General features: G+C 33.4%; 27 protein-coding genes and 1 riboswitch. Of the genes, 24 read left to right on the forward strand and 3 right to left on the reverse strand.

Annotated features, from left to right (window positions below; all coding sequences use genetic code 11):
• Positions 1-273 precede the first annotated feature (273 nt).
• The 5 genes from BX659_RS04095 (at position 274) to gatB (ending at position 5,869) form a co-directional block, all read left to right on the forward strand.
• The gene (locus BX659_RS04095) at positions 274-717 is read left to right on the forward strand and encodes a peptidylprolyl isomerase (protein WP_097017089.1); all 444 of its coding nucleotides are present in this window, start codon (positions 274-276) and stop codon (positions 715-717) included.
• Positions 718-999: 282 nt separating this feature from the next.
• Positions 1,000-2,352 (forward strand): PTS galactitol transporter subunit IIC, encoded by a 1,353-nt coding sequence (locus BX659_RS04100; protein WP_219884422.1) that lies wholly within the window; start codon positions 1,000-1,002, stop codon positions 2,350-2,352.
• Positions 2,353-2,510: 158 nt separating this feature from the next.
• Positions 2,511-2,798, forward strand: coding sequence for an Asp-tRNA(Asn)/Glu-tRNA(Gln) amidotransferase subunit GatC (gatC, locus tag BX659_RS04105; protein ID WP_097017087.1), 288 nt, complete (start codon positions 2,511-2,513; stop codon positions 2,796-2,798).
• 55 nt (positions 2,799-2,853) lie between these two features.
• Positions 2,854-4,311, forward strand: coding sequence for an Asp-tRNA(Asn)/Glu-tRNA(Gln) amidotransferase subunit GatA (gatA, locus tag BX659_RS04110; protein ID WP_097017086.1), 1,458 nt, complete (start codon positions 2,854-2,856; stop codon positions 4,309-4,311).
• A gap of 106 nt (positions 4,312-4,417) precedes the next feature.
• On the forward strand, positions 4,418-5,869 hold the full coding sequence (gatB, locus tag BX659_RS04115) for an Asp-tRNA(Asn)/Glu-tRNA(Gln) amidotransferase subunit GatB (protein WP_097017085.1): 1,452 nt from the start codon (positions 4,418-4,420) through the stop codon (positions 5,867-5,869).
• A gap of 45 nt (positions 5,870-5,914) precedes the next feature.
• Here gatB and BX659_RS04120 read toward each other — a convergent pair whose 3' ends face one another.
• Positions 5,915-7,165, reverse strand: a complete 1,251-nt coding sequence (locus BX659_RS04120; protein ID WP_097017084.1) for a citrate/2-methylcitrate synthase — start codon at positions 7,163-7,165, stop codon at positions 5,915-5,917.
• Positions 7,166-7,598: 433 nt separating this feature from the next.
• Here BX659_RS04120 and BX659_RS04125 point away from each other — a divergent pair, with 433 nt between their 5' ends.
• Entirely contained in the window at positions 7,599-8,618 is a 1,020-nt protein-coding gene (locus tag BX659_RS04125; RefSeq protein WP_097017083.1) for an isocitrate dehydrogenase (NAD(+)), read from the forward strand.
• 140 nt (positions 8,619-8,758) lie between these two features.
• Here the strand turns inward: BX659_RS04125 and BX659_RS04130 are convergent, their stop codons facing one another.
• Together BX659_RS04130 and BX659_RS18940 are read right to left on the reverse strand one after the other, a co-directional pair.
• Positions 8,759-9,298, reverse strand: coding sequence for a hypothetical protein (locus BX659_RS04130; protein ID WP_097017082.1), 540 nt, complete (start codon positions 9,296-9,298; stop codon positions 8,759-8,761).
• A 47-nt stretch (positions 9,299-9,345) separates the two neighbouring features.
• Positions 9,346-9,428, reverse strand: a riboswitch (cyclic di-GMP riboswitch).
• A 136-nt stretch (positions 9,429-9,564) separates the two neighbouring features.
• Positions 9,565-9,714: a hypothetical protein gene (locus tag BX659_RS18940; RefSeq protein ID WP_172431843.1), complete on the reverse strand. Its 150-nt coding sequence runs from the start codon at positions 9,712-9,714 to the stop codon at positions 9,565-9,567.
• Positions 9,715-9,900: 186 nt separating this feature from the next.
• Between BX659_RS18940 and rlmD (BX659_RS04135) the strand changes: the two genes are divergently transcribed.
• From rlmD (BX659_RS04135) to nuoF, 18 genes are all read left to right on the forward strand, one after another.
• On the forward strand, positions 9,901-11,274 hold the full coding sequence (gene rlmD, locus BX659_RS04135; protein WP_097017081.1) for a 23S rRNA (uracil(1939)-C(5))-methyltransferase RlmD: 1,374 nt from the start codon (positions 9,901-9,903) through the stop codon (positions 11,272-11,274).
• A 251-nt stretch (positions 11,275-11,525) separates the two neighbouring features.
• Positions 11,526-12,890, forward strand: a complete 1,365-nt coding sequence (rlmD, locus tag BX659_RS04140) for a 23S rRNA (uracil(1939)-C(5))-methyltransferase RlmD (protein ID WP_097017080.1) — start codon at positions 11,526-11,528, stop codon at positions 12,888-12,890.
• A gap of 112 nt (positions 12,891-13,002) precedes the next feature.
• Positions 13,003-13,203, forward strand: a complete 201-nt coding sequence (locus BX659_RS04145) for a cold-shock protein (RefSeq protein ID WP_097017079.1) — start codon at positions 13,003-13,005, stop codon at positions 13,201-13,203.
• Positions 13,204-13,385: 182 nt separating this feature from the next.
• Positions 13,386-14,615, forward strand: coding sequence for an NAD(P)/FAD-dependent oxidoreductase (locus BX659_RS04150; RefSeq protein WP_106231627.1), 1,230 nt, complete (start codon positions 13,386-13,388; stop codon positions 14,613-14,615).
• Between the two features lie 617 nt (positions 14,616-15,232).
• A complete protein-coding gene (locus BX659_RS04155) occupies positions 15,233-15,457 on the forward strand; it encodes a YdbC family protein (protein ID WP_097017077.1) in 225 nt (74 codons plus the stop codon).
• 217 nt (positions 15,458-15,674) lie between these two features.
• A complete protein-coding gene (locus tag BX659_RS04160; RefSeq protein WP_097017076.1) occupies positions 15,675-16,148 on the forward strand; it encodes a GAF domain-containing protein in 474 nt (157 codons plus the stop codon).
• Between the two features lie 387 nt (positions 16,149-16,535).
• Entirely contained in the window at positions 16,536-16,736 is a 201-nt protein-coding gene (locus BX659_RS04165) for a cold-shock protein (protein ID WP_068715624.1), read from the forward strand.
• A 399-nt stretch (positions 16,737-17,135) separates the two neighbouring features.
• A complete protein-coding gene (locus BX659_RS18945; protein ID WP_172431842.1) occupies positions 17,136-17,294 on the forward strand; it encodes a hypothetical protein in 159 nt (52 codons plus the stop codon).
• Between the two features lie 460 nt (positions 17,295-17,754).
• Positions 17,755-18,021 carry an HPr family phosphocarrier protein gene (locus tag BX659_RS04170; RefSeq protein ID WP_097017075.1) on the forward strand — a complete coding sequence of 89 codons (267 nt, stop codon included), beginning with the start codon at positions 17,755-17,757 and terminating at the stop codon, positions 18,019-18,021.
• A 261-nt stretch (positions 18,022-18,282) separates the two neighbouring features.
• Positions 18,283-19,368 carry an HD-GYP domain-containing protein gene (locus tag BX659_RS04175; protein WP_258176101.1) on the forward strand — a complete coding sequence of 362 codons (1,086 nt, stop codon included), beginning with the start codon at positions 18,283-18,285 and terminating at the stop codon, positions 19,366-19,368.
• Between the two features lie 12 nt (positions 19,369-19,380).
• On the forward strand, positions 19,381-19,950 hold the full coding sequence (locus BX659_RS04180) for an outer membrane beta-barrel protein (protein WP_097017073.1): 570 nt from the start codon (positions 19,381-19,383) through the stop codon (positions 19,948-19,950).
• Between the two features lie 20 nt (positions 19,951-19,970).
• Positions 19,971-20,564, forward strand: a complete 594-nt coding sequence (locus BX659_RS04185; RefSeq protein WP_097017072.1) for a D-glycero-alpha-D-manno-heptose-1,7-bisphosphate 7-phosphatase — start codon at positions 19,971-19,973, stop codon at positions 20,562-20,564.
• Positions 20,564-21,553 (forward strand): bifunctional heptose 7-phosphate kinase/heptose 1-phosphate adenyltransferase, encoded by a 990-nt coding sequence (locus BX659_RS04190; RefSeq protein WP_097017071.1) that lies wholly within the window; start codon positions 20,564-20,566, stop codon positions 21,551-21,553. The genes BX659_RS04185 and BX659_RS04190 overlap by 1 nt, the downstream gene beginning before the upstream one ends.
• Positions 21,550-22,032 carry a D-glycero-beta-D-manno-heptose 1-phosphate adenylyltransferase gene (gene rfaE2, locus BX659_RS04195; protein ID WP_097017070.1) on the forward strand — a complete coding sequence of 161 codons (483 nt, stop codon included), beginning with the start codon at positions 21,550-21,552 and terminating at the stop codon, positions 22,030-22,032. Before BX659_RS04190 ends, rfaE2 begins: the two co-directional genes overlap by 4 nt.
• 393 nt (positions 22,033-22,425) lie before the next feature.
• Positions 22,426-22,923, forward strand: a complete 498-nt coding sequence (gene nuoE, locus BX659_RS04200; protein WP_106231629.1) for an NADH-quinone oxidoreductase subunit NuoE — start codon at positions 22,426-22,428, stop codon at positions 22,921-22,923.
• Positions 22,924-22,927: 4 nt separating this feature from the next.
• Positions 22,928-23,470 (forward strand): ATP-binding protein, encoded by a 543-nt coding sequence (locus BX659_RS04205; RefSeq protein ID WP_106231630.1) that lies wholly within the window; start codon positions 22,928-22,930, stop codon positions 23,468-23,470.
• Between the two features lie 7 nt (positions 23,471-23,477).
• The gene (locus BX659_RS04210) at positions 23,478-23,843 is read left to right on the forward strand and encodes a (2Fe-2S) ferredoxin domain-containing protein (RefSeq protein ID WP_106231632.1); all 366 of its coding nucleotides are present in this window, start codon (positions 23,478-23,480) and stop codon (positions 23,841-23,843) included.
• A 33-nt stretch (positions 23,844-23,876) separates the two neighbouring features.
• Positions 23,877-25,679: an NADH-quinone oxidoreductase subunit NuoF gene (gene nuoF / locus BX659_RS04215; protein ID WP_106231634.1), complete on the forward strand. Its 1,803-nt coding sequence runs from the start codon at positions 23,877-23,879 to the stop codon at positions 25,677-25,679.
• Positions 25,680-25,698: the final 19 nt, after the last annotated feature.

The raw sequence follows: 25,698 nt of genomic DNA on the forward strand, positions 1-25,698 counted from the left end.
AGTATAATTAATTTAGAATAAAATTTTATTTTTATCCTCGAAATTGAGTTTAAGTATAGAAAATTTTAATTTTTTGAAAAAAGAAGTGTAGTTGATTTCTATGTGCTATATCAAATATGAGTAAGTATATTATATCTTAATAATGGAAGTATAAAACAGTAAATAATTTAAATCTACTTATTTTACTTAAATTTTGACATTAAATCTCTTGGAATAGTATAATAAAGAGTAATTTTATAGATGAAATTAATTAAATAATAAGGAGGAATTATAATGAGACAAGCAATCATGGAAACAGAGAAAGGAACAATGAAGATTGAATTTTATGAGCAGGATGCCCCAAATACAGTAGACAACTTCTGTAAACTAGCTGAGGAAGGCTTTTATGATGGATTAACCTTCCATCGAGTAATCCCTAATTTTGTAATTCAAGGTGGGTGCCCTAAGGGAACTGGAACAGGAGGGCCTGGATATACTATCAATTGTGAATTAGATGGAGATAATCAATATCATGATCGAGGAGTATTATCGATGGCTCATGCTGGAAGAAATACAGGCGGGTCACAATTCTTTATCTGCCATGGTAGAGAGAATACTCAGCACTTAGATAGAAAGCATACTTGCTTTGGCAAGGTAGTAGAAGGTCTTGAAGTAATAGATGATATTAGACAAGGTGATGTCATTAACAAAGTAACTATTGTTGAAGGTGAAGAGTAGTATAATAGTTAGTGTGATATTTTTTATTAGTTGACCGTTGACAGTTAAGACCAAGTTCAAAAAATCATATTTGAGTTTTCAACTATCCTATGAGTTTAAAGAGCAAGATAGGTTTTATTCAAGAATGGTCTTCAGAAGGATTTTGATTTTGACTGTCAACCGTCAACGGTAAACTGTTAACTCAAAATTGTTTTACTATTCATATTGATTAATATTATTTCTATTAAGTACAATGTGTAAATTTATATAGAAGAAAGGAATAATTTCATGCTCGATACTATTATGAATTATATTTTGAATCTTGAGGTTTATGTTATGCTACCTATTGTTATGTTTATTGTCAGTTTAATTATACAGATACCAATTAAGCAGGCGATGAAGCATGCATTGACTTTAGGTATAGGATTTATTGGTATCTTTATGACCTTAGATCATTTTGTGGCTAAGATTGCTCCTGTAATTGAGCAAGTAGTTGAGCAGACAGGGAGTGATTTGACTGTTTTAGATGTAGGTTGGCCTCCTTTAGCTGCAGCAGCCTGGTCATTTAAGATTGCACCGATCTTGATGGTTGTTTTTATTGTTATCAATATAATTATGTTGTGGTTGAAATTAACCAATACCTTTAATATTGATATCTGGAATTTTTGGCATTTTCTCTTTACAGGACAGTTGGTTTATGCTATGTCAGAAGATCTGACCCTCTCAATAATCTCTAGCATTACCTGTATGATCATAACTATAAAGCTAGCAGATTGGAGTGCTGAAGCTACAGAAGAATTTTCAGGTATTAAAGGAATTTCTATCAGTACTTTATCTGCGACAGCATATTATCCAATTGCCTTAGTTACAGATAAAGTAATCGAAAGGATACCCAAAATAAATCGGATTAATGGTAACCCTGAGCATATACAAAAAAGATTAGGCTTTTTTGGTGAACCGATGTTTATTGGTCTATTATTAGGAATAGGGTTAGGTGTTATTGCTGGCTATGATTTAAAGGAAGTAGCCGATTTAGCTATCAATATTGCAGCTGTTGTATTTATATTACCTAGAATGGCTGGAATTTTAGGAGAGGGTTTAATACCTATATCAACAGGGGCTAAAAATTATCTGCTCGATAAATTCCCTAGTATGGAGGATGCTCGGATTGGTATGGATTTGGCTGTTTTAATTGGCTATCCAGCAGTTATTGTATCGGGGATTATTTTGATGCCAATTGCGTTAATACTTGCGGTCTTATTACCTGGGATAAGATTTATTCCCCTTGCTGACCTACCAAATATGATAGGTGCAGTAACTTTAGTTGTTGTGGCAACTAGAGGGAATTTATTCAGAGCTGTTATTGCATTTATTCCTATTATAATTGGTAAATTATATATAGCCTCTGCAATGGCAGGTACTTATACCAATTTACTAGATAAAGCGGGGATTGTTATCAGTCAATATAAAGGTAATATAACCTCTTTTTTAGATGGAGGCAATCTATTTAGAGTCTACTGGGTATACTTATTCCAAGGAAATCTATGGGCTATAGGGATCTTACCCATATTCTCTTTGTTGATCTATATTACTTGGAAAGAGTATAAGAAGAGAAATGATAATTTAGACAATGCTTTTTCCAAACTTGAATATTAGAGTTTTAATAATTTTCTATAATATTGAAGTGAGTAGTGCCTTGTGATATAATGAATAATTAGTTAAATAATCAAGTCTAGTTAATAGTTAAAAGGGCTTTTGGCTATTAACTATCATACTATAAACTGTCTACTATATAATGAAGGGATGTGAAAAAAGTGAAAATCAATAAGGAAACTGTTGAGAAGGTTGCCCATTTAGCAAGATTAGAGGTAAGTGAAGATGAGAAAGAGCTCTTTGCTCATCAGTTAAGTGATATTTTAGACCATGCTGAGAAATTAAATGAGCTTGATACTGAGGATATAGCTCCAACGGCTCATGCTCTACCAATTCAGAATGTATTTAGAAAAGATGAGGTTAGAGCTTCGCTTGACCGAGAAGCTGTTTTAGCTAACGCTCCTCAAAAGGATGAGGGCATGTTCAAAGTGCCACAAATCGTAGATTAATTAGCTGCTGGCTATTAGCCAAAAGCTAGAAGCTAAAAATAAGGAGGGAAATAATATGGAACTTTACCAATTAACTGCTCATCAGTTACATGAGAAGTTAGTGAATAAAGAGGTTACTGCTAGAGAGATTACAGAATCTATATATAATAGAATTGAAGCAGTTGAAAAAGATGTAAAAGCTTACATAACTTTAACAAAGGAAGATGCTTTAAAGCAGGCTGATAAGGTCGATGAGAAGATAGCTAATGGAGAAGAAATTGCTCCATTAGCAGGAATCCCAATTGCAATTAAAGACAATATGTCTACTGAGGGGGTTAAGACTACTTGTGCTTCTCAAATATTGCATAATTATAAACCACCTTATGATGCTACAGTGATTAAGAAATTAGTAGCAGAAGATTACATTATGGTAGGTAAGACCAATATGGATGAATTTGCGATGGGGTCTTCTACTGAAAATTCTGGATTTAGTAAGACAGCAAATCCTTGGGATTTAACAAGGGTACCAGGAGGCTCTAGTGGTGGTTCTGCTGCTGCAGTAGCTGCGGGAGAGGCTATTATCTCTTTAGGTTCAGATACAGGAGGATCTATTAGACAACCTGCTGCTTTCTGTGGTGTAGTAGGATTAAAGCCAACTTATGGACTAGTCTCTCGTTATGGATTGGTAGCCTTTGCTTCTTCTTTAGATCAGATTGGTCCATTCTCAAAGGATATAACCGATTGTGCTATCGCTTTAAATTATATTGCTGGTCATGATGAATTTGATTCTACTTCTGCCAATAGAGAAGTACCAGATTACACAGCAAGTTTAAATCAAGATATTGCAGGAATGAAGATAGGTGTACCAAGTGAATACTTTGGTGATGGAATCGACCAAGAGGTTAAAGATGCGGTTTGGGCTGCAATCAAGAAGCTAGAAGAGTTAGGTGCAGAGTATGAAGAGGTATCACTACCCCATACTGATTATGCACTATCTGCATATTATCTAATTGCTCCAGCAGAAGCTAGTTCTAACTTAGCCCGTTATGATGGGGTCCGTTATGGTTTAAGAAGTGAAGAGGCAAAAGGGTTAGTTGAGATGTATAAAAATACTCGCCAAGAAGGATTTGGTGATGAGGTTAAGCGTAGAATCATGCTAGGAACTTATGCTTTAAGTTCTGGTTACTATGATGCTTATTATAAGAAGGCTCAGAAGGTAAGAACTTTGGTTAAGCAAGACTTTGACAAAGCCTTTGAAAAGTATGATGTCTTAATTTCACCAACAACTCCAACTACCTCCTTTAAAGCAGGGGCTAAAAAGGATCCATTAGAGATGTATCTATCAGATATTTGTACTATACCAATTAACCTAGCAGGTATCCCTGCATTGTCTATGCCTTGTGGATTAGACAGTAATGGATTACCGATTGGACTACAAATTATGGGTAATCACTTTGGAGAAGAGAAGATTTTACAGGTTGCACATGCCTTTGAACAAGCAACTGATTTCCATAAGAAGCAAGCTAGTTTATAATTAGCTACTAGGTTCTAGTTCTTAGCTTTTAGCAAATTCAATAATTATTTTTAAGCTGATTGCTAATAGCTGACAGCTAACAGCTAAAATAACGGAGGTGTAATAAATGTTAGACGGATATGAGATGACCGTTGGATTAGAGATCCACGTTCAATTAGATACAGATACAAAGATTTTCTGTGGTTGTAAGAATGAATTTGGAGCAGAACCAAATCATCACACTTGTCCAATCTGTTTGGGCTTACCAGGAACATTACCAGTTTTAAATGAGAAAGCAGTAGAATACATAGTGAAAGCAGGACTTGCTTTAAATTGTGAGATCAATACCTTTAGTAAATTTGACCGTAAGAATTACTTTTATGCTGATTTACCAAAGGCTTATCAGATATCTCAATTTGATCTACCCTTCTGTGAAGATGGACATGTTATGATTCAGCTTGAAGATGAGACAGAGATGAAGATTGGTATTACTCGAATCCATTTAGAGGAGGATGCAGGTAAATTAAATCATGCTGGTGAAGGTATAGCTAGCTCTGACTCTAGTTTGGTGGATTATAACCGTGTAGGTACTCCATTAATTGAGATTGTAAGTGAACCAGATATTCACTCCCCAGAACAAGCTATTGCTTATCTAAAGAAGATTAAGAGTATTTTAGAGTATATTGGAGTTTCTGATTGTGATATGTCTCAAGGATCGATGAGAGCAGATGTCAATATCTCTGTAGCTCCTACAGGTTCTGATGAATTGGGAACTAGAACAGAGCTGAAGAATATGAACTCCTTTAAAGCTATCGAGAAAGCTTTAAAGTATGAGCCAAAGCGTCAGATTAAGGTTTTAGAATCTGGTGGAGAGATTATTCAAGGTACTCTGACTTGGGATGATGAGGCAGGAAAGACGATTCCAATGAGAAGTAAAGAAGAGGCCCATGATTATCGTTACTTCCCTGAGCCAGATTTGGTACCTGTTATTGTAGAGCAAGAATGGGTAGATGGTATTGAAGATAGTCTTCCTGAACTGCCAGATGCTCGCCAGAAGAGATATGTAGAAGAGTTGGGTATTCCAGAATATGATGCAATGGTCATTACTGCTGATAGAGAGATGGCTGACTTCTTTGAAGCAGTTGTAAAAGAGCATAATGATGCTAAAGCTATCAGTAACTGGATAATGGGTGACTTCTCAAGACTGTTAAATGAAGAGTCAATTACAATTGCAGAGGTTAAATTCAAGCCAGCAGATCTAGCTCAGATGCTAAAATTAATGGATGAAGGAACAATCTCAAGTAAGATTGCTAAGACTGTTTTTGAAGAGATGTTTGCTACAGGTAAAAACCCAGATACAATTGTGGAAGAGAAGGGTCTAAAACAGATCAGTGATACCAGTGAATTAGAAAAGATTATCGATCAAGTTATTGCTGATAACCAAAGTGCTTTAGAGGATTACCGTGGAGGTAATAAGAATGTATTTGGATTCTTCATTGGTCAGACGATGAAAGCTACTCGTGGAAAAGCAAATCCAGGAATGGTTAATAAGATATTAAAGGAAAAATTAGAGGGATAATAATAAAAGGCTGTCACCTAGGTGACAGCCTTTTATTATTAATTTTTATCTTCTTTTATCTGTTTTTATGTGTCTGAGGTCTAAGCCTTTATATAATTGCTTTGGTCTAAATATTGCACTTTTTGATTCGATATTCTCTAGCCAATGAGCAGCCCAGCCCATAATTCTTCCTAAAGCAAAGATAGTTGTGAAGTAACTTGGCTCAATATTCATTGCTTTAAGAATCAATCCTGACCAGAAATCTACATTTGGGTAGATACCCTTATTGCCGAACCTATTTAGAGCAAACTCTTCAACGCCTTGAGCAATCTTATATAAGTTATCTAAATGCTTGTCTATTCCAAAAGGATTATCTTCATTGAAGATTTTAGGCAATAATTGATTTTTAAAGTAGACTCCACGAGGATCATAGGTCTTATAAACTCGATGACCTATACCCATTATCTTCTCTTTCTCAGCTATCTTATTTTCAATATAAGCCTCTACATTTTCAGGTGAGCCAATCTCTTCTAACATTCTAATCACCTTTTCATTAGCCCCACCATGAAGTGGTCCTGATAGTGAATTGATAGCTGAGGAGATCGAAGCAAAGATACTTGCATGGGAAGATCCCACAGCCCTTACTGAGAAGGTGCTATTATTAATAGTATGATCAGCGTGTAAAATTAATAACTGTTCAAATATATCTACTAAGTCCTTATTTTTAGCTGATTTCTCATCAAGACAATATAAAGCATAGTGAGCAAAAGAATCAAATTCTTTTCCTTGAGCAAAGTTAGGGTCTTTGGTTCTATATACACCAATTAATGTAGGTAGCTTTGCTATTAAGCGGATAGCCCTTTGTATATTCTCTTTTTGGTTTTTAATGTTAAAAGATGTTGGGTCACTACCTTGTAGCAATAGTACACTAATGCTGAGCATATACATAGGATGTAAATTCTTATCCATATGTGCAATTGAATTAGCTATGCTTCTATCTATATCTTTGTAGCAAAGAAACTCTTCTCTTAACTCATCTCTTTGCTCTTTAGTCGGTAGATCTTCTTTAAGTAAGAGGTAGCAGACATCTTCATAGCTACAGTGTTCTGCTAATTCTTCTGCTGGATATCCTCTAAAAGTAAGTACTCCTTCTTCTCCATCAATATTACTAATCTTGGATTCAACAATCGGTATTCCTTTAAGTCCTGGGAAATAACCCTTATCAAATAAAGTAACCATTATCTCTGAGTACTCTTTTTTTATTCTCTCTTCTGTAATATTACAAAAGCATAGACATTCATTTATTCTCTCTAACATAATAACAACTCCTTTACTACTCTGCTTCTTTTTTCATTAAACTCTTAGATTTAATCCTAACATATATGAAAATTATTTATGAATATATACTGATTATATAGTCGCTTTAATTATAAATATACTTTCTAAAGAATAAATACAAATTAAGTATAGTGTTATTATACTATCACATTTTTAACTTTTTGACAACTATATATGATTTTAGGCGCTATATAGCTTATATAGTCTACTATTCTCTTTGATTAAAGATTATCAAGCAAATACAGGGAGTTAAGACTTGAATAGCTATCTAGGCAAGGTCTAATTGACAAATAGTTGATTAGTAGGTATAATAATGATGGGATTGTTTATGCCAATTTAATTTCATCTTAAGTGAGTAAGTTTATGCATGTTTATACAATAAATTAATAAAAGTAGTGAGGAGTGAGGATTAATGTATGATGTAACTTTGATACCTGGTGATGGAATTGGACCAGAGATTACTAAATCAATTCGTGAAATTATAGAAGCAACAGGTGTTAAGATTAATTGGGAGATAGTCAATGCTGGAGAAGGTGTAATGGATCAATATGGGACACCTTTGCCTGAAGAGGTATTAGAATCAGTTAAGAAGAATAAGGTTGCTTTAAAAGGACCTATTACTACTCCTGTAGGTAGTGGATTTAGAAGTGTAAATGTTGCTATTAGACAGAAGTTAGATTTATATGTCAACCTAAGACCGGCTAAGACTATGAAGGGTGCTCCAACTAAGTTTGAAAATCTAGACGTCGTTATCTTTAGAGAGAATACAGAAGGATTATATGCAGGAATTGAGCATATGGTCGGTGATGATGCTGCTGAGAGTATTAAGATTATTACTCGTAAAGCTTCAGAGAGAATTGTTAGAGCTGCCTTTGAGTATGCTAAAGAGAATAATCGTAAAAAGGTAACTGCTGTACATAAAGCAAATATCTTAAAGCTAAGTGATGGATTATTTAAAGCTGTTGCTGAAGAGGTAGCTAAAGATTACCCTGAAATTGAATTTGATAATAAGATCGTTGATAATATGTGTATGCAGCTAGTCCAATATCCTGAAAACTATGATGTATTGGTATTACCTAACCTTTATGGTGATATTGTTTCAGATCTTTGTGCTGGATTAATTGGAGGTTTAGGATTGACTCCAGGTGCTAATTTAAATGATGAGCTTGCTGTTTTTGAGGCTGTTCATGGTTCAGCTCCAGATATAGCAGGAGAAAATAAGGCAAATCCTATTGCGTTATTGTTATCTGCTTGCATGATGTTAAACCATTTAGGGGAAAAGGAAGCAGCTTCTGCAATTGAAGAAGCTGTAGCAGCGATACTGGCTGAAGGTAAGGTATTAACTGGAGATTTAGGTGGTAATGCTAGTACTACAGAGATAACTGCTGAAATTATCAAAAAGGTTAAAGAGAATTTAGAAAAGACTGCTTAATAATAAATTAAATAATAAGACCTCTGCTTAAGCAGAGGTCTTATTATTACTTAGCCGAAAAATATAGATTTTTAAAAATTATAAATTTATTTTTTACTAGTTTTATCTATATAAACATATTTTAATACAACACAAAATTTCTAATTAGCCAGTGAGTATCTACGAGAGATATTTAGTAAGTAGTCTTGAGATAAAGTCATATTATGAATGATTAAATTTGATAGTAGATCTGATTTAGTAGAATTATTATCTTCCAAAGGAGCTATCAGCTTTTTAGCTACTTTTTTAATAGAGTTAAGTTTTCTTTTTTCATTACTATTTTCATAGAAATTAATCAAAGCTTTTGTTTCTTTGTATAGCTTATTTAAGTATTCATCTGTATCTCCTTTTAAGTTATATTGTTTTATATAATAATCTACAATGTAAGTAGCAAAATTGTGGGTGATATTTTCTATAGCTGCTGAGTTTATATTTATATCGTTATTACGAGTGGCTAATAAATAGCTAAAGAAATAGCTACAGTTTAAGATAAAGTCAAAATCTGATTCTCTAGTATTAGTTAAATTTAGAACAGCCAACTTCTTATCGCTCTCTTCTCTAATAAGTTTTATCAATTCATCTGCTACCTCTGAACACTTAATTACATTAGATTTAAACAACTTTTTAAATAATTTACTCATAATTTTTCCCCCTAATCTTCTTTATAAGATAAGTTCCTTTTCCAGTAAGAAATATAGGGTGGGTTCACCATTAGCTCCATATAATCCAGGTGACCAGTTAGAGATTATATTTCATCGCCCCTTTTTTATTATTTACCTTTTATTTGTATTTATACTATTATAACGGTGAAGAGGTTTTAAAGCAACAGATAAATTACAACACTATCTGTTTTTTAGCTACAATTAATTTGCAAAAGAATAAATAAACCCTAAAATTCTTTACAATGTTATTTGTTTTGAAGACATTTTAATAGCCTTAATTGCTCTATTCTTGCATTTAGTTTAAACTTTTCTTTAGTGTCTTTGCTCTTCTTTCTTTCCCAAGTCAATTCTTGAATGAGTTTCTCGATATTGTCTATAGTTTCTTTTCTGAGCATTTTATCACTCCTTTAAGCAGGTAAGTTCTTTTTTATATAGAAAATAGAATCATAGCTAAAAACTTAGCTAATGCTATCAATGTTAGTGGTTTATATGATCTTATAACCATAAATTTAATTGACCTAATAATGTATATGCTTAAGATCAAGAAAATATAATAATAATTTTATTAAGGAGCGAGATTAATGGCTAAAAGACCAGTAAATATTGGAGATATAGTAACTATTGAATTAGAGAGTTTAGCCCATGGAGGCGATGTTGTCGGAAGAATTGATGGTTTTGCTATCTTTGTTCCTAAGGGTGTTCCAAAAGAGAAAGTTAAAGTGAAGATAACTCAAGTCAAGAAGAGTTATGGGAGAGGGGAGATATTAGAGGTTATTGATAAGTCAGAGCATAGAATTACTCCATCCTGCCCCTTTAGCCAAAATTGTGGTGGCTGTCAGATTCAGCATATAAATTATCAAGCCCAATTAGAGCATAAAAGGGAGATAGTCAGGGATAATATTGAGAGGATAGGGAAATTGCAAGACATTAAGGTCAATCCTGTAAAAGGAATGGACAATCCCTTCTTTTATCGTAATAAAGCCCAGTTTCCTTTAGGATTAGATAGTGATAATAAGGTGATCACAGGTTTTTATGCCCCAGGAAGCCATGATATTGTTGATATCAATGATTGTGGAATTCAACACCCTTTAATCAATCGAATATCTAGAGAGGCTATTAATTTGATTGAAGAGTATGGAATAAGTATTTATGATGAGAAAGCACATGAGGGTTTGATGAGGCATCTAGTAATTAGAGTAGGGGTCTGTACCAATCAAGCTATGCTAATCTTTGTAACTAAGGATAATAAGTTTCCTGAGGGAAGAGAGATGGCTGAGAGATTGATGACTGAGATTCCTGAGTTAGTCAGTGTACAGCATAATATCAACCCTAAAAGAACTAATGTAGTCTTAGGTAAGTTAACTAAGACTTTTGCAGGTCAAGACCATATCTTTGATTACATAGGTAAGGTCAAGTATAAGATCTCACCACTGTCCTTTTTCCAAGTCAATACCTTACAAGCTAAGGTATTATATGACCAAGCTGTAGATTATGCCGGGCTAACTGGTCAGGAGAAGGTAATTGATGCTTATTGTGGATTGGGATCAATTACCCTTTATGTCGCAGATCAAGCTAAAGAGGTTTATGGGATAGAGATTATAGAAGAGGCGATTGAAGCGGCTAAAGAGAATGCTCAGTTGAATGAAATAGAGAATTGTCATTTCCAAGCAGGTAAGATGAGAGAGGTCTTACCCGAACTTAAGAAAGACTTTATCCCTGAGGTAATTATAGTAGACCCACCACGTAAGGGGTGCCATGAGGATGTTCTCAAGAGCTTTGTAGAGATGAGTCCTGAGAGAATAGTTTATGTCTCCTGTAATCCAAGTAGCTTAGCAAGGGATTTGAAGTATTTAGATGAACATGGCTACAAGACTGTAGAGATTCAACCTGTAGATATGTTCCCACAAACTTATCATATTGAGAGTGTAGCATTGATAAAAAGAGTTGACAGTTGATAGTTGACAGTGTACAGTTACAAAGTGAAATTTAATGGAGATAAAGTGACACTTTTTACTTTGATGGTTGGGAGTTGGAGGGTTAGGTAGTTAGACAGTTTCTAACCACCTCCTCACCTATCTACCTCCTACGAGTTAAAAAACAATTCTGCGTGTAAACCACAACCAAAGTGTCCTAATATCATTCCATAGTCTTATTTGAGATATCCTATATAAATTAATTTATAAGAAGTTTGAAAGGAGAAATAACTATGGCTAAAGTCAAAAAAAGAGCAGTATTAGAGGTCACAATAGAGGACACTGTCTTTCCTAATACAGGTGTTGCTTATGTAGATGGGCATGAGATTAGGGTTAAAAATGCCTTACCAGGACAGAAGGTTAAGACCTTTCTTGCTAGAAAGAGAAGTAACCATTATAAAGGAAAATTATTAGAGGTATTAGAGAGCTCACCTTTGGAGATAGAAGCAAAATGCCCCCATTATGGAGAGTGTGGGGGATGTAGTCAGCAGAGTATCGAGTATGAATTACAAATTGATAATAAAGCTAAACAAGTCCAGAAGCTACTTGATCAAAATGGAATAGAGAATTATGAATTTTTAGGAATTGAGCCTAGTCCTAGTATCTTTGAATACAGAAATAAGATGGAGTTCAGTTTTGGAGATTTAGAACGGGATGGGGAGCTTCAATTAGGAATGCATCCTAGAGCAAGGCGTTTTGATATTATCAGTGTAGATAATTGTTTATTGATAGATAATGATTTTAGAATAATTTTAACAGCGGTTCTAGATTACTTTAGAGAGAAAGGCTTTAAGAAGTATCATGTTCAAAGTAGAGAAGGATATTTGCGCCACTTAGTCGTCAGAAAAGGCTTGAATACCGGTGAGATTCTAATCAATCTTGTAACCACATCACAGATAGATCATGATATGATTGAATTAAGTGAAAAGCTACAGAATTTAGACTATAAAGGAGAGTTAGTTGGATTTTTACAGACTATCAATGATGACTTCTCTGATGCTGTTAAATGTGATAAGTTAATTGTTCATTATGGTAGAGATTATTACTATGAAGAGTTATTAGGGTTAAAGTTTAAGGTGAAACCTTTCTCCTTCTTCCAGCCAAATACCTTTGGAGCAGAGAAGTTATACTCTGTAGTTAAAGAATTTTTAGACGATGCTGATGATAAATTAGTTTATGACTTATACTGTGGAACAGGAACTATTGGACAGGTTGTAGCAGCTAAAGCCAAAGAGGTAGTAGGAATTGAGTTAGTAGAGGAAGCTGTAGAGATGGCTAAAGAGAATGCTCAGTTGAATGGATTGGATAATTGCCGTTTTATTGCAGGGGATGTGTTAGAGAAGATTGATGAGTTAGAGCAGAAGCCTGATCTAATTATTATTGATCCACCTCGTGCAGGAATTCACCCTAAAGCTTTGCCTAAGATAATCAACTTTGGTTGTGAGGAGATGGTTTATGTCTCCTGTAATCCTAAAACTCTAGCACCAAATTTAAAGGAATTTCAAGATGCAGGATATAAGATAGAGCAGGTTAAGTGTGTAGATATGTTTCCACATACAGGGCATGTCGAGACAGTAGCAAGGTTATTCAAAGGGTAATAACTGATTTTTTTTAATTTATTTCTAAATTTTCTTTGACGACACTAGTATTATATGCTATAATTAAGTCATTAAGGCCTAACAAGGCGATAAATAGGAGGAATTATTTTTTATGAACAAAGGTACAGTAAAATGGTTTAATGCAGAAAAAGGTTATGGATTTATCGAGCAAGAAGGCGGAAATGACGTATTCGTACATTTCTCAGCTATCGAAGGTGACGGATTCAAATCTCTAGACGAAGGTCAAGCTGTAGAGTTTGATATCGTAGAGGGAGACAGAGGTCCTCAAGCAGCAAACGTAACTAAGTTATAATTGGATATTATGCGGAAGCAGTAATATATAGATTATTACTTAACAAAGAGCATTCTTTACTTCACAGTAAAGAATGCTCTTTTATTTTTTGTTAGCTATTATATAAATAAAATTAGTATAATCCCCTTGAAAAAATCAAAAATAATAATGGTAGATCATTATAGTAAATTGGAGGAAATAATATGAAATTAGTGGCAGGGGATATGCTTTGGACAAGTGTAGATAGGATTAATGAGCAATATAGCTATTTGAATAATCATATAGAGTGTGATGTCTTGATAATAGGTGGTGGAATAACGGGAGCAATTACAGCTTATTATCTAACAAAAGCAGGGATTAATACCGTTATAGTGGAGAAAAATCGGATTGGCTATGGTAGTACTAGAGCTTCAACTTCAATCTTACAATATGAGATTGATACAGATTTAAATGGTTTAAGTGCTATGGTTGGAGAGGAGAATGCTGTTAATGCCTTCAAACTCTGTGAACAAGCTGTATATGATATAGAGAAAATTATAGGGAGATTAGATGATAAATCTGATTTTGAATTAAAGGAATGCCTGTATTACACAGATAATCCATCAGAAGTTTCTGCTTTAAAGAAGGAATATCATTTAAGAAAGAAGCATGAATTTGATGTAGAGTTTCTTGATAGAGAGCAGGCAAAGAGTCGGTTTACCTTACCAATAGAAGGAGGAATCTATTCCAGAAAGGGGGCAGCTCAGATTGATCCCTATAGATTTACCCATGCACTAATTAGACAGAGTTTAGAACAGGGATTAACTGTTTTTGAAAATACCGAAATAGATAGTATTCTACCTCAAGAAAATTATGTAATGCTACAGACTACCAATAACTTTAATATCAAAGCAAAAAAAGTCATAATTGCTACTGGATATGAAGCTAAGAAGTATTTTAATAAGAAGATAGCTACTTTTTCTAGAACTTTTACTATCGTAACTAAGCCAGTAAATGATTTTAGTGGATGGTATAATACCTGTATAATCCGTGATAATAAGCATGCCTATAATTATCTCAGAACAACAGGAGAAGGTCGGATTATCTTCGGGGGTGAAGATGAAGGGGTGGGTAAAGAGAGTAGTAAAATGTCTAATCTTTCTAATAATGACCTTGTATCTAAACAGAAGTATGAGATTTTATTTAATAAGTTAAAATTATATTTTCCAGAGATTAAGGATATAGAAGTAGATTATAAATTCAGTGGAATCTTTGCAACTACCAAAGATGGTCTACCATATATAGGGGGATATGAACAGATGCCTAACTGTTATTTTAATTTAGGATATGGTTCAAATGGGATACTATATGCTCTTTTAGGTGGACAGTTATTAACAGATTTATGTTTAGGTAAGGGCAGAGAAGAGCTGAAGTTATTTAGATTAAATCGCTAAATCACAGTAATGAATAATGCCAATAACTAGTAACATAAATAATTCAAGAAGGGATAAAATAATATTAGCGGGTATATAATGGTTCAGCTAAGATCTATATCTGCTCCTTTATGGGGGTCTATATAGGTCGACCAAAGATTATATACTGGTCATAAACTGGCTGGTATCTAGTCGGAGGGAAGATTCTATATGGTCAGGAAAGGTTTCATTATAGTCGGTTATTCTGATTATAATGGGATTGCAACTGATTATATAGGGTCGAGCTAAGATTATAGGTAGTGCTAAAATGGTTGTATTTAGCCGAGAGGTTAGGTATAGCTGTGTAGGTACTATCTATGGTTGGACGACTCATCAGTATAGGTGATGATCTGCTTGATTATGGTCGAAAGATCATAGTTTGGTATTAAGTTATCTATATTGGTGTTAGGTAGACCATTATATGCTCGTTTTTATAATAAAACTCATCTAATTTGAAGGAATAATAAAAATGATATAGAAAAATAATGAAATGCAAAAGGTATTCTTTAAAGGATACCTTTTACTTATTGAAAAATATATTTTTTAGTTAAATGGGCAGGGATTTTGTTAATTATAATCAGAAAATAAGGAGGATATTAATGGCAAATATAAAGTATGAAATCATTGAAAAGGTAGGAGAAATTTCAGAATCACCTAAAGGATGGATTAAAGAGCTAAATCTTATCAGTTGGAATGGTAGAGCTCCAAAGTATGATTTAAGAGATTGGGCTCCTGACCATGAGAAGATGGGGAAGGGTATTACTTTAAGCAAAGAGGAGTTAAAGAGCTTAAGAGATATCCTTAATAGTATAGATTTGGACTAATATAATTTGAAAAAGTGATTGTTAATAGAGAGGTTAAGGCACTTTGGTTATTAGGTAGACAGGTGGGTAGGTGTTTAGGAACTGCCTAACTACCTAAATCTCTAACTCCTAACCAGCAAAGTAAAAGTGTCGCAATATACCCATTAGCTATCATCATCCATATTAAAATTCACTGGCATAAAGAAATAATAATTACAAGTAAAAGGAGCTAATAAATATGAATAAAGAAGAAATTTATCAAAACATAATCTTGCAAGTAAAAGGTTTAACCTCAGCTGAGAGTGATTTAATGGCTAATTTAGCTAATATATCAGCAGTACTATATAATAACTTGGAAGAAGTCAATTGGGCAGGCTTCTATTTATGGAAAGAAGATCAGTTGGTATTGGGACCATTTCAAGGAAAATCTGCTTGTGTTAGAATAGCTAAAGGTAAAGGGGTATGTGGTAGTGCTATCGAAAAGAGAGAGACTTTAGTAGTTAAAGATGTTCATGATTTCCCTGGACATATCGCCTGTGATGCAGCTTCTAGTTCAGAGGTTGTAGTACCAATCATCATTGATAATCAAATAAAAGGTGTTTTAGATATAGATAGCCCAATTAAAGATAGATTTGATAAAGTAGACCAGAAGTATCTAGAAGAGGTGGTTGCAATTCTAATAAGAGAAACTGAATGGAAATATTCGATTTAGATCAGAAGCTATTAATTACTATAATCTAATAACGATAAAATAATTATTAGAAAAATCTTTATTTTAGAATTAAATCTTTATAATTTGATATACTATAATTGGGAATACGGTTAGCTTCACACTCAACATCATAATACGCGTATTATATTAACTCAGCTAAATTACTTAGTAAGCCAAATTTAGATTATAGGGGTATTGTATGATTATAGCTCTTATCTAATAATTTAAGTGGTTTGAACAGATTGGCTACTTTTAAATATTATTAGTAAGAGAAATTATCTGTATGAAGCTAACAGGTAATAATATACAAAAGAATTTTGCTAAAATTTTCTTGGTATGTTATAATGAAATCAATTAATAGTTAAGAAATAGGAGGAGTTTAGTTTTATGGAAAGAGGAACAGTTAAGTGGTTTGATGGAGCAAAAGGTTATGGATTTATCGAAAGAGAAGCTGGAGATGATGTATTTGTACATTTTTCATCTATCCAAGATGAAGGATTTAAAACTTTAGAAGAAGGACAAGAAGTAGAATTTGAAATTACTGAGGGAGATAGAGGACCTCAAGCTGCTAATGTAGTTAAATTATAATTGGATATAATGGCATATGGATTATTGCCTAAAAAGCACCTTTACCCAAATTGGGCAGAGGTGCTTTTTAATTTGCTATCTCCTTTAACTTTAGAATTAGATTTAAATATGACATTATATAGAGATATTGCGACACTTTCATTATTTTATAAAATGTTAATCTTTTTGTAGGGTCTGGTCGCGACCAGACCCTACTTTAAGACCTTTTAATTCTGCGTTATTCATTTGAAAAACTGTCGCAACATCCCCATTAATTTTCACTTTAGACTTGCTTATCTATAGTGTTTACTATATTCCTGATATTGAAATAAAAGGTTAGAACATTTTAATGCTCCTTGAATATACTATAACAGGTCATATAACCTTATAAGTTTATAAGTATACAAGGAGGGGAATAGTATGAAGATAAAATGTAGGTATTGTGGGGAGATCAATAGCTCTTCACAAGAATATTGCCAGAAGTGTAGTGGGAAATTATTTGAAAACTACAGAGGTAGAAGTATCATTGAATATAATCCTATATATTCAGGGATTATTCAAGTATTACCATGGTTATAGAATTTAGTTTAAAGATAAATTTATTCTAAATAGGCAAAATAACTATTTAACAACTTGCAGATCAAAGTTAACTGGAAGAGTTGCTTAAGCAACTCTTTTTTTCTTTTTTATATTGATCATAGCTATTAAATTAGAGAATAAGAGAGTTGTATTATTTAATCAAATTATTTTATTAAAATAAGATAATTTGTCAAAAATTAATAACATATTTATAAAGCTGAAATAATAATATAAATAAAAAGTGATAATATAGATAGCTATATTAATTTAAATTTTCAATATACTTATCTCTTAAAATAAGAAGGAATTTAATCTTCATTATGAGCTGATAATTCCTAAAGAAGTTAGCTTATTTATTGATTAAGATGATTGATTAATACAGTGGAAAATTAAAATTTAAAAGGGATTTACTCATTGAATATAGAAATAATAAAAAAATTATAGTTTAAGAGGTGATAGAATGTTAACTCAAAAAATTACTATTCAAAATAAGACTGGCTTACATGCAAGACCTGCTTCATTATTAATAGATGCAGCTAATAAATTTAATTGTGATCTTCAAATTATCCATGAAAACCGAGAAGCTAATCTAAAAAGTATAATAAGTGTTATGTCTTTAGCTATTGGCTATGGGGAAGAGATTATTATCAAAGCTGATGGTAAGGATGAAGAATTGGCTTTAGCTAAGATTATTGAGATTATTAATAATAAATTCGGTGAAGAATAATTAGATTGAAGTAGAATCTATTCTGAATAATTGAGCTATTATCTATTATTATTAATATTGATATTTCAAGTTATAATCATAAACTTATAATAAATTTAAAGTTGAAAATGAATTGTTGATTCAAATATGTTATAATGAAAAGAAGTTATTTAAGGAATATTTTGTGATTGAACTTTATAATGCTGTAGTTGGTATATCTTATTAACTAGTGATTAAGTGGGTAACATCAATATAGAGGTGTTAGCTATAAAGCTAGAATAATTGAGGAAATGGTGGGATAATATGAAGCCGATTCCAATTGATAAATTAGAAGAAGGAATGAAACTAGCAAAAACAATATATAATGAATCAGGACAATTATTACTTGGTGCAGGCATGGCTTTAAAGTCTAATTATATTGAGAGATTAAAGAAGATGAATATACCTGAAATTTATATCATGGATGATAATTTTCCAGATATAAAGGCTCCAGAGCCTATCTCTGATAAGACAAGATTAGAAGCGATCAAAGTAGTAAAAAATACTATGGAGTCTATTAAGTTAGGCTCAGAAATTGATCTTGCTAAGGTCAATCAAGCAGTAGATAGTATTTTAGATGAGATTCTTCTACAAAATCATGTAGTTATACACTTAAATGATATTAGAACTTATGATAGTTATACTTTCCAGCACTCTGTAGGTGTAACAATACTATCAATCTTAATGTCATTGCATTTTAACTATACTAGAGAAGAGGTTAAGAAGATAGCAATAGGAGCCTTTTTACATGATGTAGGTAAAACTAAAGTAGATAAAGATATAATTATGAAACCAGGTAAGTTAACAGAAGAAGAATATGAAGAGGTTAAACAACATTCAACCTATGGCTATCATATTATTAGAGAAGTAGCAGGAATAAGTATCCTCTCCGCTCACATTGCTTATCAGCATCATGAATATATCGATGGCTCTGGTTACCCAAGAGGGCTTAAAGGTGAAGAGATTAGCAACTGGGCTCAGATAGTTACAGTAGCTGATATTTATGATGCTTTAACTAGTGATAGAGTTTATAAACGTAAACTAATGCCCCACGAGGCTTTAAAGATTATTAATGAATTAAAAGGTATCAAATTAAGCCCTGAATGTGTAGATGCTTTACTTAAGCATGTAGCTGTCTTTCCAGTAGGAGCTATGGTAGAGCTGGATAATAATCAAGTTGGTATAGTAGTAGATGTTAATAAAGAGGATTTATCTCGACCTATTGTCAGAATCATTGAAGATGAGCATGGTAATAAGATACAAGATATCAAAGAGATAGATTTGATACATAATGATAACTTTAAGATAAATAGGGTAATCTATAACTAAGGAGGGCTAATAGTGAAAACAAAAAATATAATAATCATGCCATTGCTGATATTCTGCTTTTTAGCTAGCTTTAATAGCAGTACTGTAAATGCTATGTCACAAGCTGAGGTAGATAAAGGAGATTCTTCTTTAGCCTATGGAATGCAGGTCTTAGATGGAGAGATTAGAGCTTTAAACTTAGAAACAGAGTTTGGAATCTCTACAAACTTTGGTATTGAGGGAATATATACTTATATTGGTGATGATGATGATGAAAATGAAAATGATATACTAGATGTTAATACTAAATTTAACCTTATAGACAATTCTGATTATGATGTAAGTGCTGTTTTAGGCTACCATACTGATTTTGAAGATGGTTATCCTAGAATTGGTATCTTATATTCTAAAAGTGAGAATAAACTTTTAGATTTGAATTTGGGAATAGATGTTTTATTAAAAAAGGACAAGAGTTATTTGGGCTATATGTTAGGCTTTGATTATAGGCTAACTGATAATATTTACTTAGAGGTTGGACACAGAAAATTTTCAGGACAAGAAGATACTGAAGGTTTAAATATTGGAACTAGATATTATTTTTAAGGAAGAGGGGTTTAGCTTAAATGGATTTAAGTAATGTAGCAGTATTTATGGATAGAGATGGAACAGTAAGTAAAGAGATTGGTTATGTAAATCATCCTCATAGATATGAATTACTTCCAAGAACTGGTTTAGCAATTAAGAAATTAAATCAGTCTGGAATTAAAGCAATCTTGGCAACAAATCAAGCAGGTGTTGCTAGAGGCTATTTCAAAGAAGAGATGATTGGACAAGTTCATAATAAATTAGAAGATTTATTGGAAGCAGAAGGTGCTTATTTAGATGCAATCTATTATTGCCACCATCATCCTCGGGTAGGAGAAGGTAAGTTTAAAAAAGAATGTAACTGTCGCAAACCAGAGCCTGGAATGTTATTGCAGGGAAAAGAAGAGTTTGGCATTGATTTAGAGAGATCTTACATGATTGGTGATAAGATCAGTGATGTTGAGGTGGCTCATCGAGTAGGAGCTAAAGGTATTTTAGTTTTGACTGGTTATGGAATTGGAGATTATCAGAATGCACAGGATGATTGGAAGGTAGAGCCTGATTATGTAGCTGAAGACTTATTTGATGCTGTTGAGTGGATACTAATGGATCTTGAAGCGAGGGAAGATTAATGGCTAAATTAACTGATTATTTACCTTCCTTTGAAGAACAGAATATTTTGGTATTAGGAGACATGATTGCTGATGAATTTATTATTGGGCAACCAGAGCGTTTGTCTCGTGAAGCTCCTGTTCTGATATTAAGGCATACTGGTCACAAAATATTACCTGGTGGAGGTACTAATGCTGCCAATAATGTGGCTGCTTTAGATGGACAAGTCTATTTAGCAGGGGTAATTGGCGATGATATAGTAGGGGAAAAGTTGGTCAATAATTTAAAAGCAGATGGAATGATAACTGATGGTCTGATTGTTGATAATTCTAGACCAACCTCGGTTAAGACTCGAATCTTAGCTGGTGGAGGTCAGACTGTAAAACAACAGATGGTAAGAGTAGACAAGCTAGAGACCCATGATATCTCTAAAGAGATTGAAGATAAATTGATTAGTTATGTAGAAGAGGTTATCACTGAGATTGATGCGCTAATCTTATCAGATTATGGTAATGGTGTTTTTACTGATAGGATCAAAGCAGAGGTAGTTGCTATTGCTAATAAGCATAATAAAATTATAGCTGTTGACTCTAGGTATGAATTGATGAGTTTTAAAGGAATTACCATTGCTACACCAAACAAAGAGGAGACAGAAAAGGCAGTAGGCTTTAAATTGAAATCAGCTAATGATATTGAAAAGGCTGGCTGGAAGTTAAAGAAAGCTTTAGGATCTAAAGCAATGCTGGTAACTTTAGGTGGAGAAGGGATGCAAGTCTTTACTGATAATGGAACAACCCATATTCCAGCTTCAAACTATACCGAAGTTTTTGATGTTACTGGTGCTGGTGATACAGTAATAGCTACTCTAACCTTAGCTTTAGCAAGTGGTGCAGGAATGGTAGAAGCTATGAAGATATCAAATTATGCTGCTGGAATTGTAGTCAAGAAATCTGGTGTTGCTACCACCAATCGGGAAGAATTAGCTGAGATTATCGGTGATGCCCAATGAAGATTACAGAGAAGATCTATCCACGAGATGAATTAAAGAATATTTTAGAAGAGAAGAGGGTAGAAGGAAAGAATATTGTCTTTACTAATGGTTGTTTTGATATCCTTCATGTAGGACATACCCGTTATTTAGCAGAAGCTAAAGCTAGAGGAAATTTATTAGTAGTTGCTCTAAATAGTGATTCATCAGTTCGACTGTTAAAGGGGGAGAAAAGACCGATTATTCCTGAAATGGAGAGAGCAGAAATGTTAGCAAATCTTGCAATAGTTGATTATGTAACTATCTTTTCAGAAAAGACGGCTAATCAGACGATCTCTATCTTAAAGCCTGATATTTATATTAAAGGTGGGGATTATCAGATAGAAGAGTTGCCAGAAGCTAAAGTAGTAGCAAGCTATGGAGGGAAGATCGAATTGGTATCGGAGATAAAAGGTGCATCTACAACCAATATTATAGAAGAGATATTAAAAAGGTACTAAGGGAGATTTAATCTCTCTTTTTTTCTTTTTTGGATTAATTACGCATATAATGGAAGTATAGATCATATGATTGTTAATTAAATATCAACCAGCTATCTTCATTTGCAAAAAATAATGAAAATCATTATCAATTAAAGTAAAATAAACCTTGTTAACCTCAGTGATTACTTAACTTAGCTCAGTTTGTTAAAGCAATATCAATTTTGACATTATATTGAGGGACACGGTATAATTAAATTCGTAAGTTAGAAATGTGATATAATTCACATTTCTGGTTTTGATTATTATTATCATTAAGTTTTAAAATGATTATAACTCATATGAGTTATAATTACTGTAATATATATCACATTATTAAGTTGTAAATTATACTAAAGGAGGTAGCGAAATACAATGGGTCAATGCCAATGTGGAAATTCTGCAGAGAGTAAAGAGAAGTATTTAGCTCCATTAAAAACTATCTTAGAAGGATATGAAGGAAAGCAAAAGGATTTAATTCCTGTATTACAAAAAGCTCAAGATGAGTATGGTTACTTACCAGAAGAGGTTATTAAGGAGATTGCTAATGCATTAAATCTTTCCTTAAGTCAAGTTTATGGTGTAGTAACTTTCTATTCGCAATTCCATCTAGAGCCACGCGGAGAGAATATTATCCGTGTATGTCTGGGAACTGCTTGCCATGTACGTGGTGGTGGTCAAGTATTAAACAAGATAAAAGAGGAATTGGGTGTAGATGATGGAGAGACTACTGAAGATCTTAAATTCACTTTAGAATCAGTAGCTTGTATTGGTGCTTGTGGTTTAGCTCCAGTTATTATGATTAATGATGATACTCATGGTCGTTTAACACCTGATAAGATTCCAGCTATTTTAGATAAATATAAAGCTTAAGACTATGAGAGAGTTGTCTTTGCATATTTTGGATATCATCCAAAATTCTATTAGAGCAGAAGCAAAGTTGGTTCAGCTATTAATCAATGAAGATGTCAAAAATGATAGATTATTAATTGAGATTACTGATGATGGCTGTGGGATGAGTCAAGAGTTACAAAAGAGAGTCTTAAATCCCTTTGTAACTTCTCGGACCACAAGAAAGGTTGGATTGGGTTTATCCTTATTCCAACAAGCTGCTAGGCAGTGTGAAGGTGATTTGAAGCTTGAGTCAACCTTAAAAGAAGGGACGGTAATTACTGTTGATTTTAAATATAGTCATATTGATAGAGCTCCTTTGGGTGATATCGTAGGTACTATAATTACTATTTTATCGGTGAATCCAGACCTTGATCTACTGTATAGGCATCTAATTAATGATAATGAGTTTATTTTTGATACAAGGATAATTAAAGATGAACTTGAAGATGTTCAGATTAATCTTCCTGAAATATTGTCTTGGCTAGAAGGTTACCTAACTGAAGGTTTAGAAGACTTGCGGAGGTGAATAATTGATGAAATCATTAGAAGAATTAAGAAAGTTAAGAGAGAAGGCTCAAAAGGATATACAGGCTAGAAAGACTAGTAATAAGCCAAAAGTAATTATAGGTATGGGTACTTGTGGAATTGCTGCAGGTGCAAGAGAGATTTTAAAGGCTGTTATGGCAGAGATAAACAAGCGTAATTTAGATGTAATTGTAACACAAACTGGCTGTATTGGAATGTGTGAAAAGGAACCATTATTAGATGTTCAAATGCCAGGTAAAGATAGAATAACTTATGGCAATTTAACTACAGATGATGTAAGTAAAATTGTTGTTGAGCATATAGTTAACGGTAAGGTTGTAGAGGATTTAGCTGTTGCTAAATTAGAAGACTAATCAATTCCAAGTTATCAAGGAGGTAAAAGGATAATGGAACAATCAATTTATAGATCGCATATTCTGGTCTGTGGAGGAACAGGTTGTGTTTCTTCTGGTTGTAAACAGGCTCAAGATGCTTTAAAAGATGAGTTAGCTAAACATGATTTGACTAGTGAAATTAAAATAGTAGAGACTGGTTGTCATGGTTTCTGTGAAAAGGGACCTATTATGATTATGTATCCTGAAGGAGTATTCTATTGTGAACTGACTCCAGAGGATATGCCTGAATTGGTAGAGGAGCATATCTTAAAGGGAAGAACTGTAGAGCGATTATTATATACTGAACCAAATAGTAAAAAGAGTATTCCTTCTTATGAGGAAATTGATTTTTATAAAAAACAACAGAGATTAGTTTTAGGAAATTGTGGTCATATGGATCCAGAAAGTATTGAAGAATATATTGCTACTGGTGGATATGAAGCTATCGGTAAAGCTTTAACTGAAATGACTCCAGAAGGGGTTATCGAAGAGGTTAAAGACGCAGGTTTAAGAGGTCGTGGTGGTGGAGGATTCCCTACAGGACTAAAATGGCAATTTGCTGCTGGAGCTAAAAGTGACAAGAAATATGTTATCTGTAATGCCGATGAGGGTGACCCAGGTGCATTTATGGATAGAAGTTTATTAGAGGGAGATCCTCATAGAATTATTGAAGGTATGATGATTGGTGCTTATGCTACTGGTGCTGACGAAGGATATGTTTATGTGCGTGCAGAGTATCCATTGGCTATTGAACGTTTACAAAAAGCTCTTGATGATGCTAGAGAGTACGGATTATTAGGAGAAAATATCTTTGGTACAGACTTTAATTTTGATTTACACATTAAAGCAGGTGCAGGTGCTTTCGTATGTGGTGAAGAGACTGCATTAATGAATTCAATTGAAGGTAAGCGTGGTATGCCTCGTCCAAGACCACCATTCCCAGCGGAACAAGGTTTATGGGGTAAACCATCTAACATCAATAATGTAGAGAGTTATGCAAATGTGCCAAACATTATTAGAGATGGTGCAGAGGCTTATAAAGCAATTGGTACTGAAGGAAGTAAAGGTACTAAGGTATTTGCTTTAACTGGTAAGATTAATAACACTGGTCTTGCTGAAGTGCCAATGGGTATTACTATGAAAGAGATTATCTATGATATTGGTGGAGGAATCTCTGATGGTAACAAATTCAAGGCTGTTCAAATCGGTGGACCTTCTGGTGGATGTTTGCCAGAGGAATTATTAGATTTACCAGTTGATTATGACTCATTAATTGAAGTTGGAGCAATGATGGGATCTGGTGGACTAGTAGTAATGGATGATAGTACTTGTATGGTTGATGTGGCTAGATTCTTCCTAAACTTTACTCAAAGTGAGTCTTGTGGTAAGTGTACTCCATGTCGTGAAGGTACAAAACGTATGTTAGAAATTCTTAATAGAATTACTTCTGGTGAAGGTAAAGATGGAGATATTGAAATGTTAGAAAGATTAGCAGAGAATATCAAATCTACTTCTTTATGTGGACTAGGTCAAACTGCTCCTAATCCAGTATTAAGTACGTTGAAATATTTCCGTCATGAGTATGAAGCTCACATTTATGATGAAATTTGTCCTGCTGGAGCTTGTGAGGATATGCTAAAGGGCTATGTAATAGATGAAGATGCTTGTATTGGGTGTACAGCTTGTGCTAGAGTCTGTCCAGTTGATGCAATTGAAGGTAATGTTAAAGAAGCTCATGTAATCGATTTAGATAAATGTATCTCTTGTGGAGCTTGTGTAAGCAAGTGTAAGTTTGATGCAATTTCTCAAGCATAATTGAATAAGAAATCAAGAA

The organism is Orenia metallireducens, assembly GCF_003001995.1.
Taxonomy (GTDB): domain Bacteria; phylum Bacillota; class Halanaerobiia; order Halobacteroidales; family Halobacteroidaceae; genus Orenia; species Orenia metallireducens_B.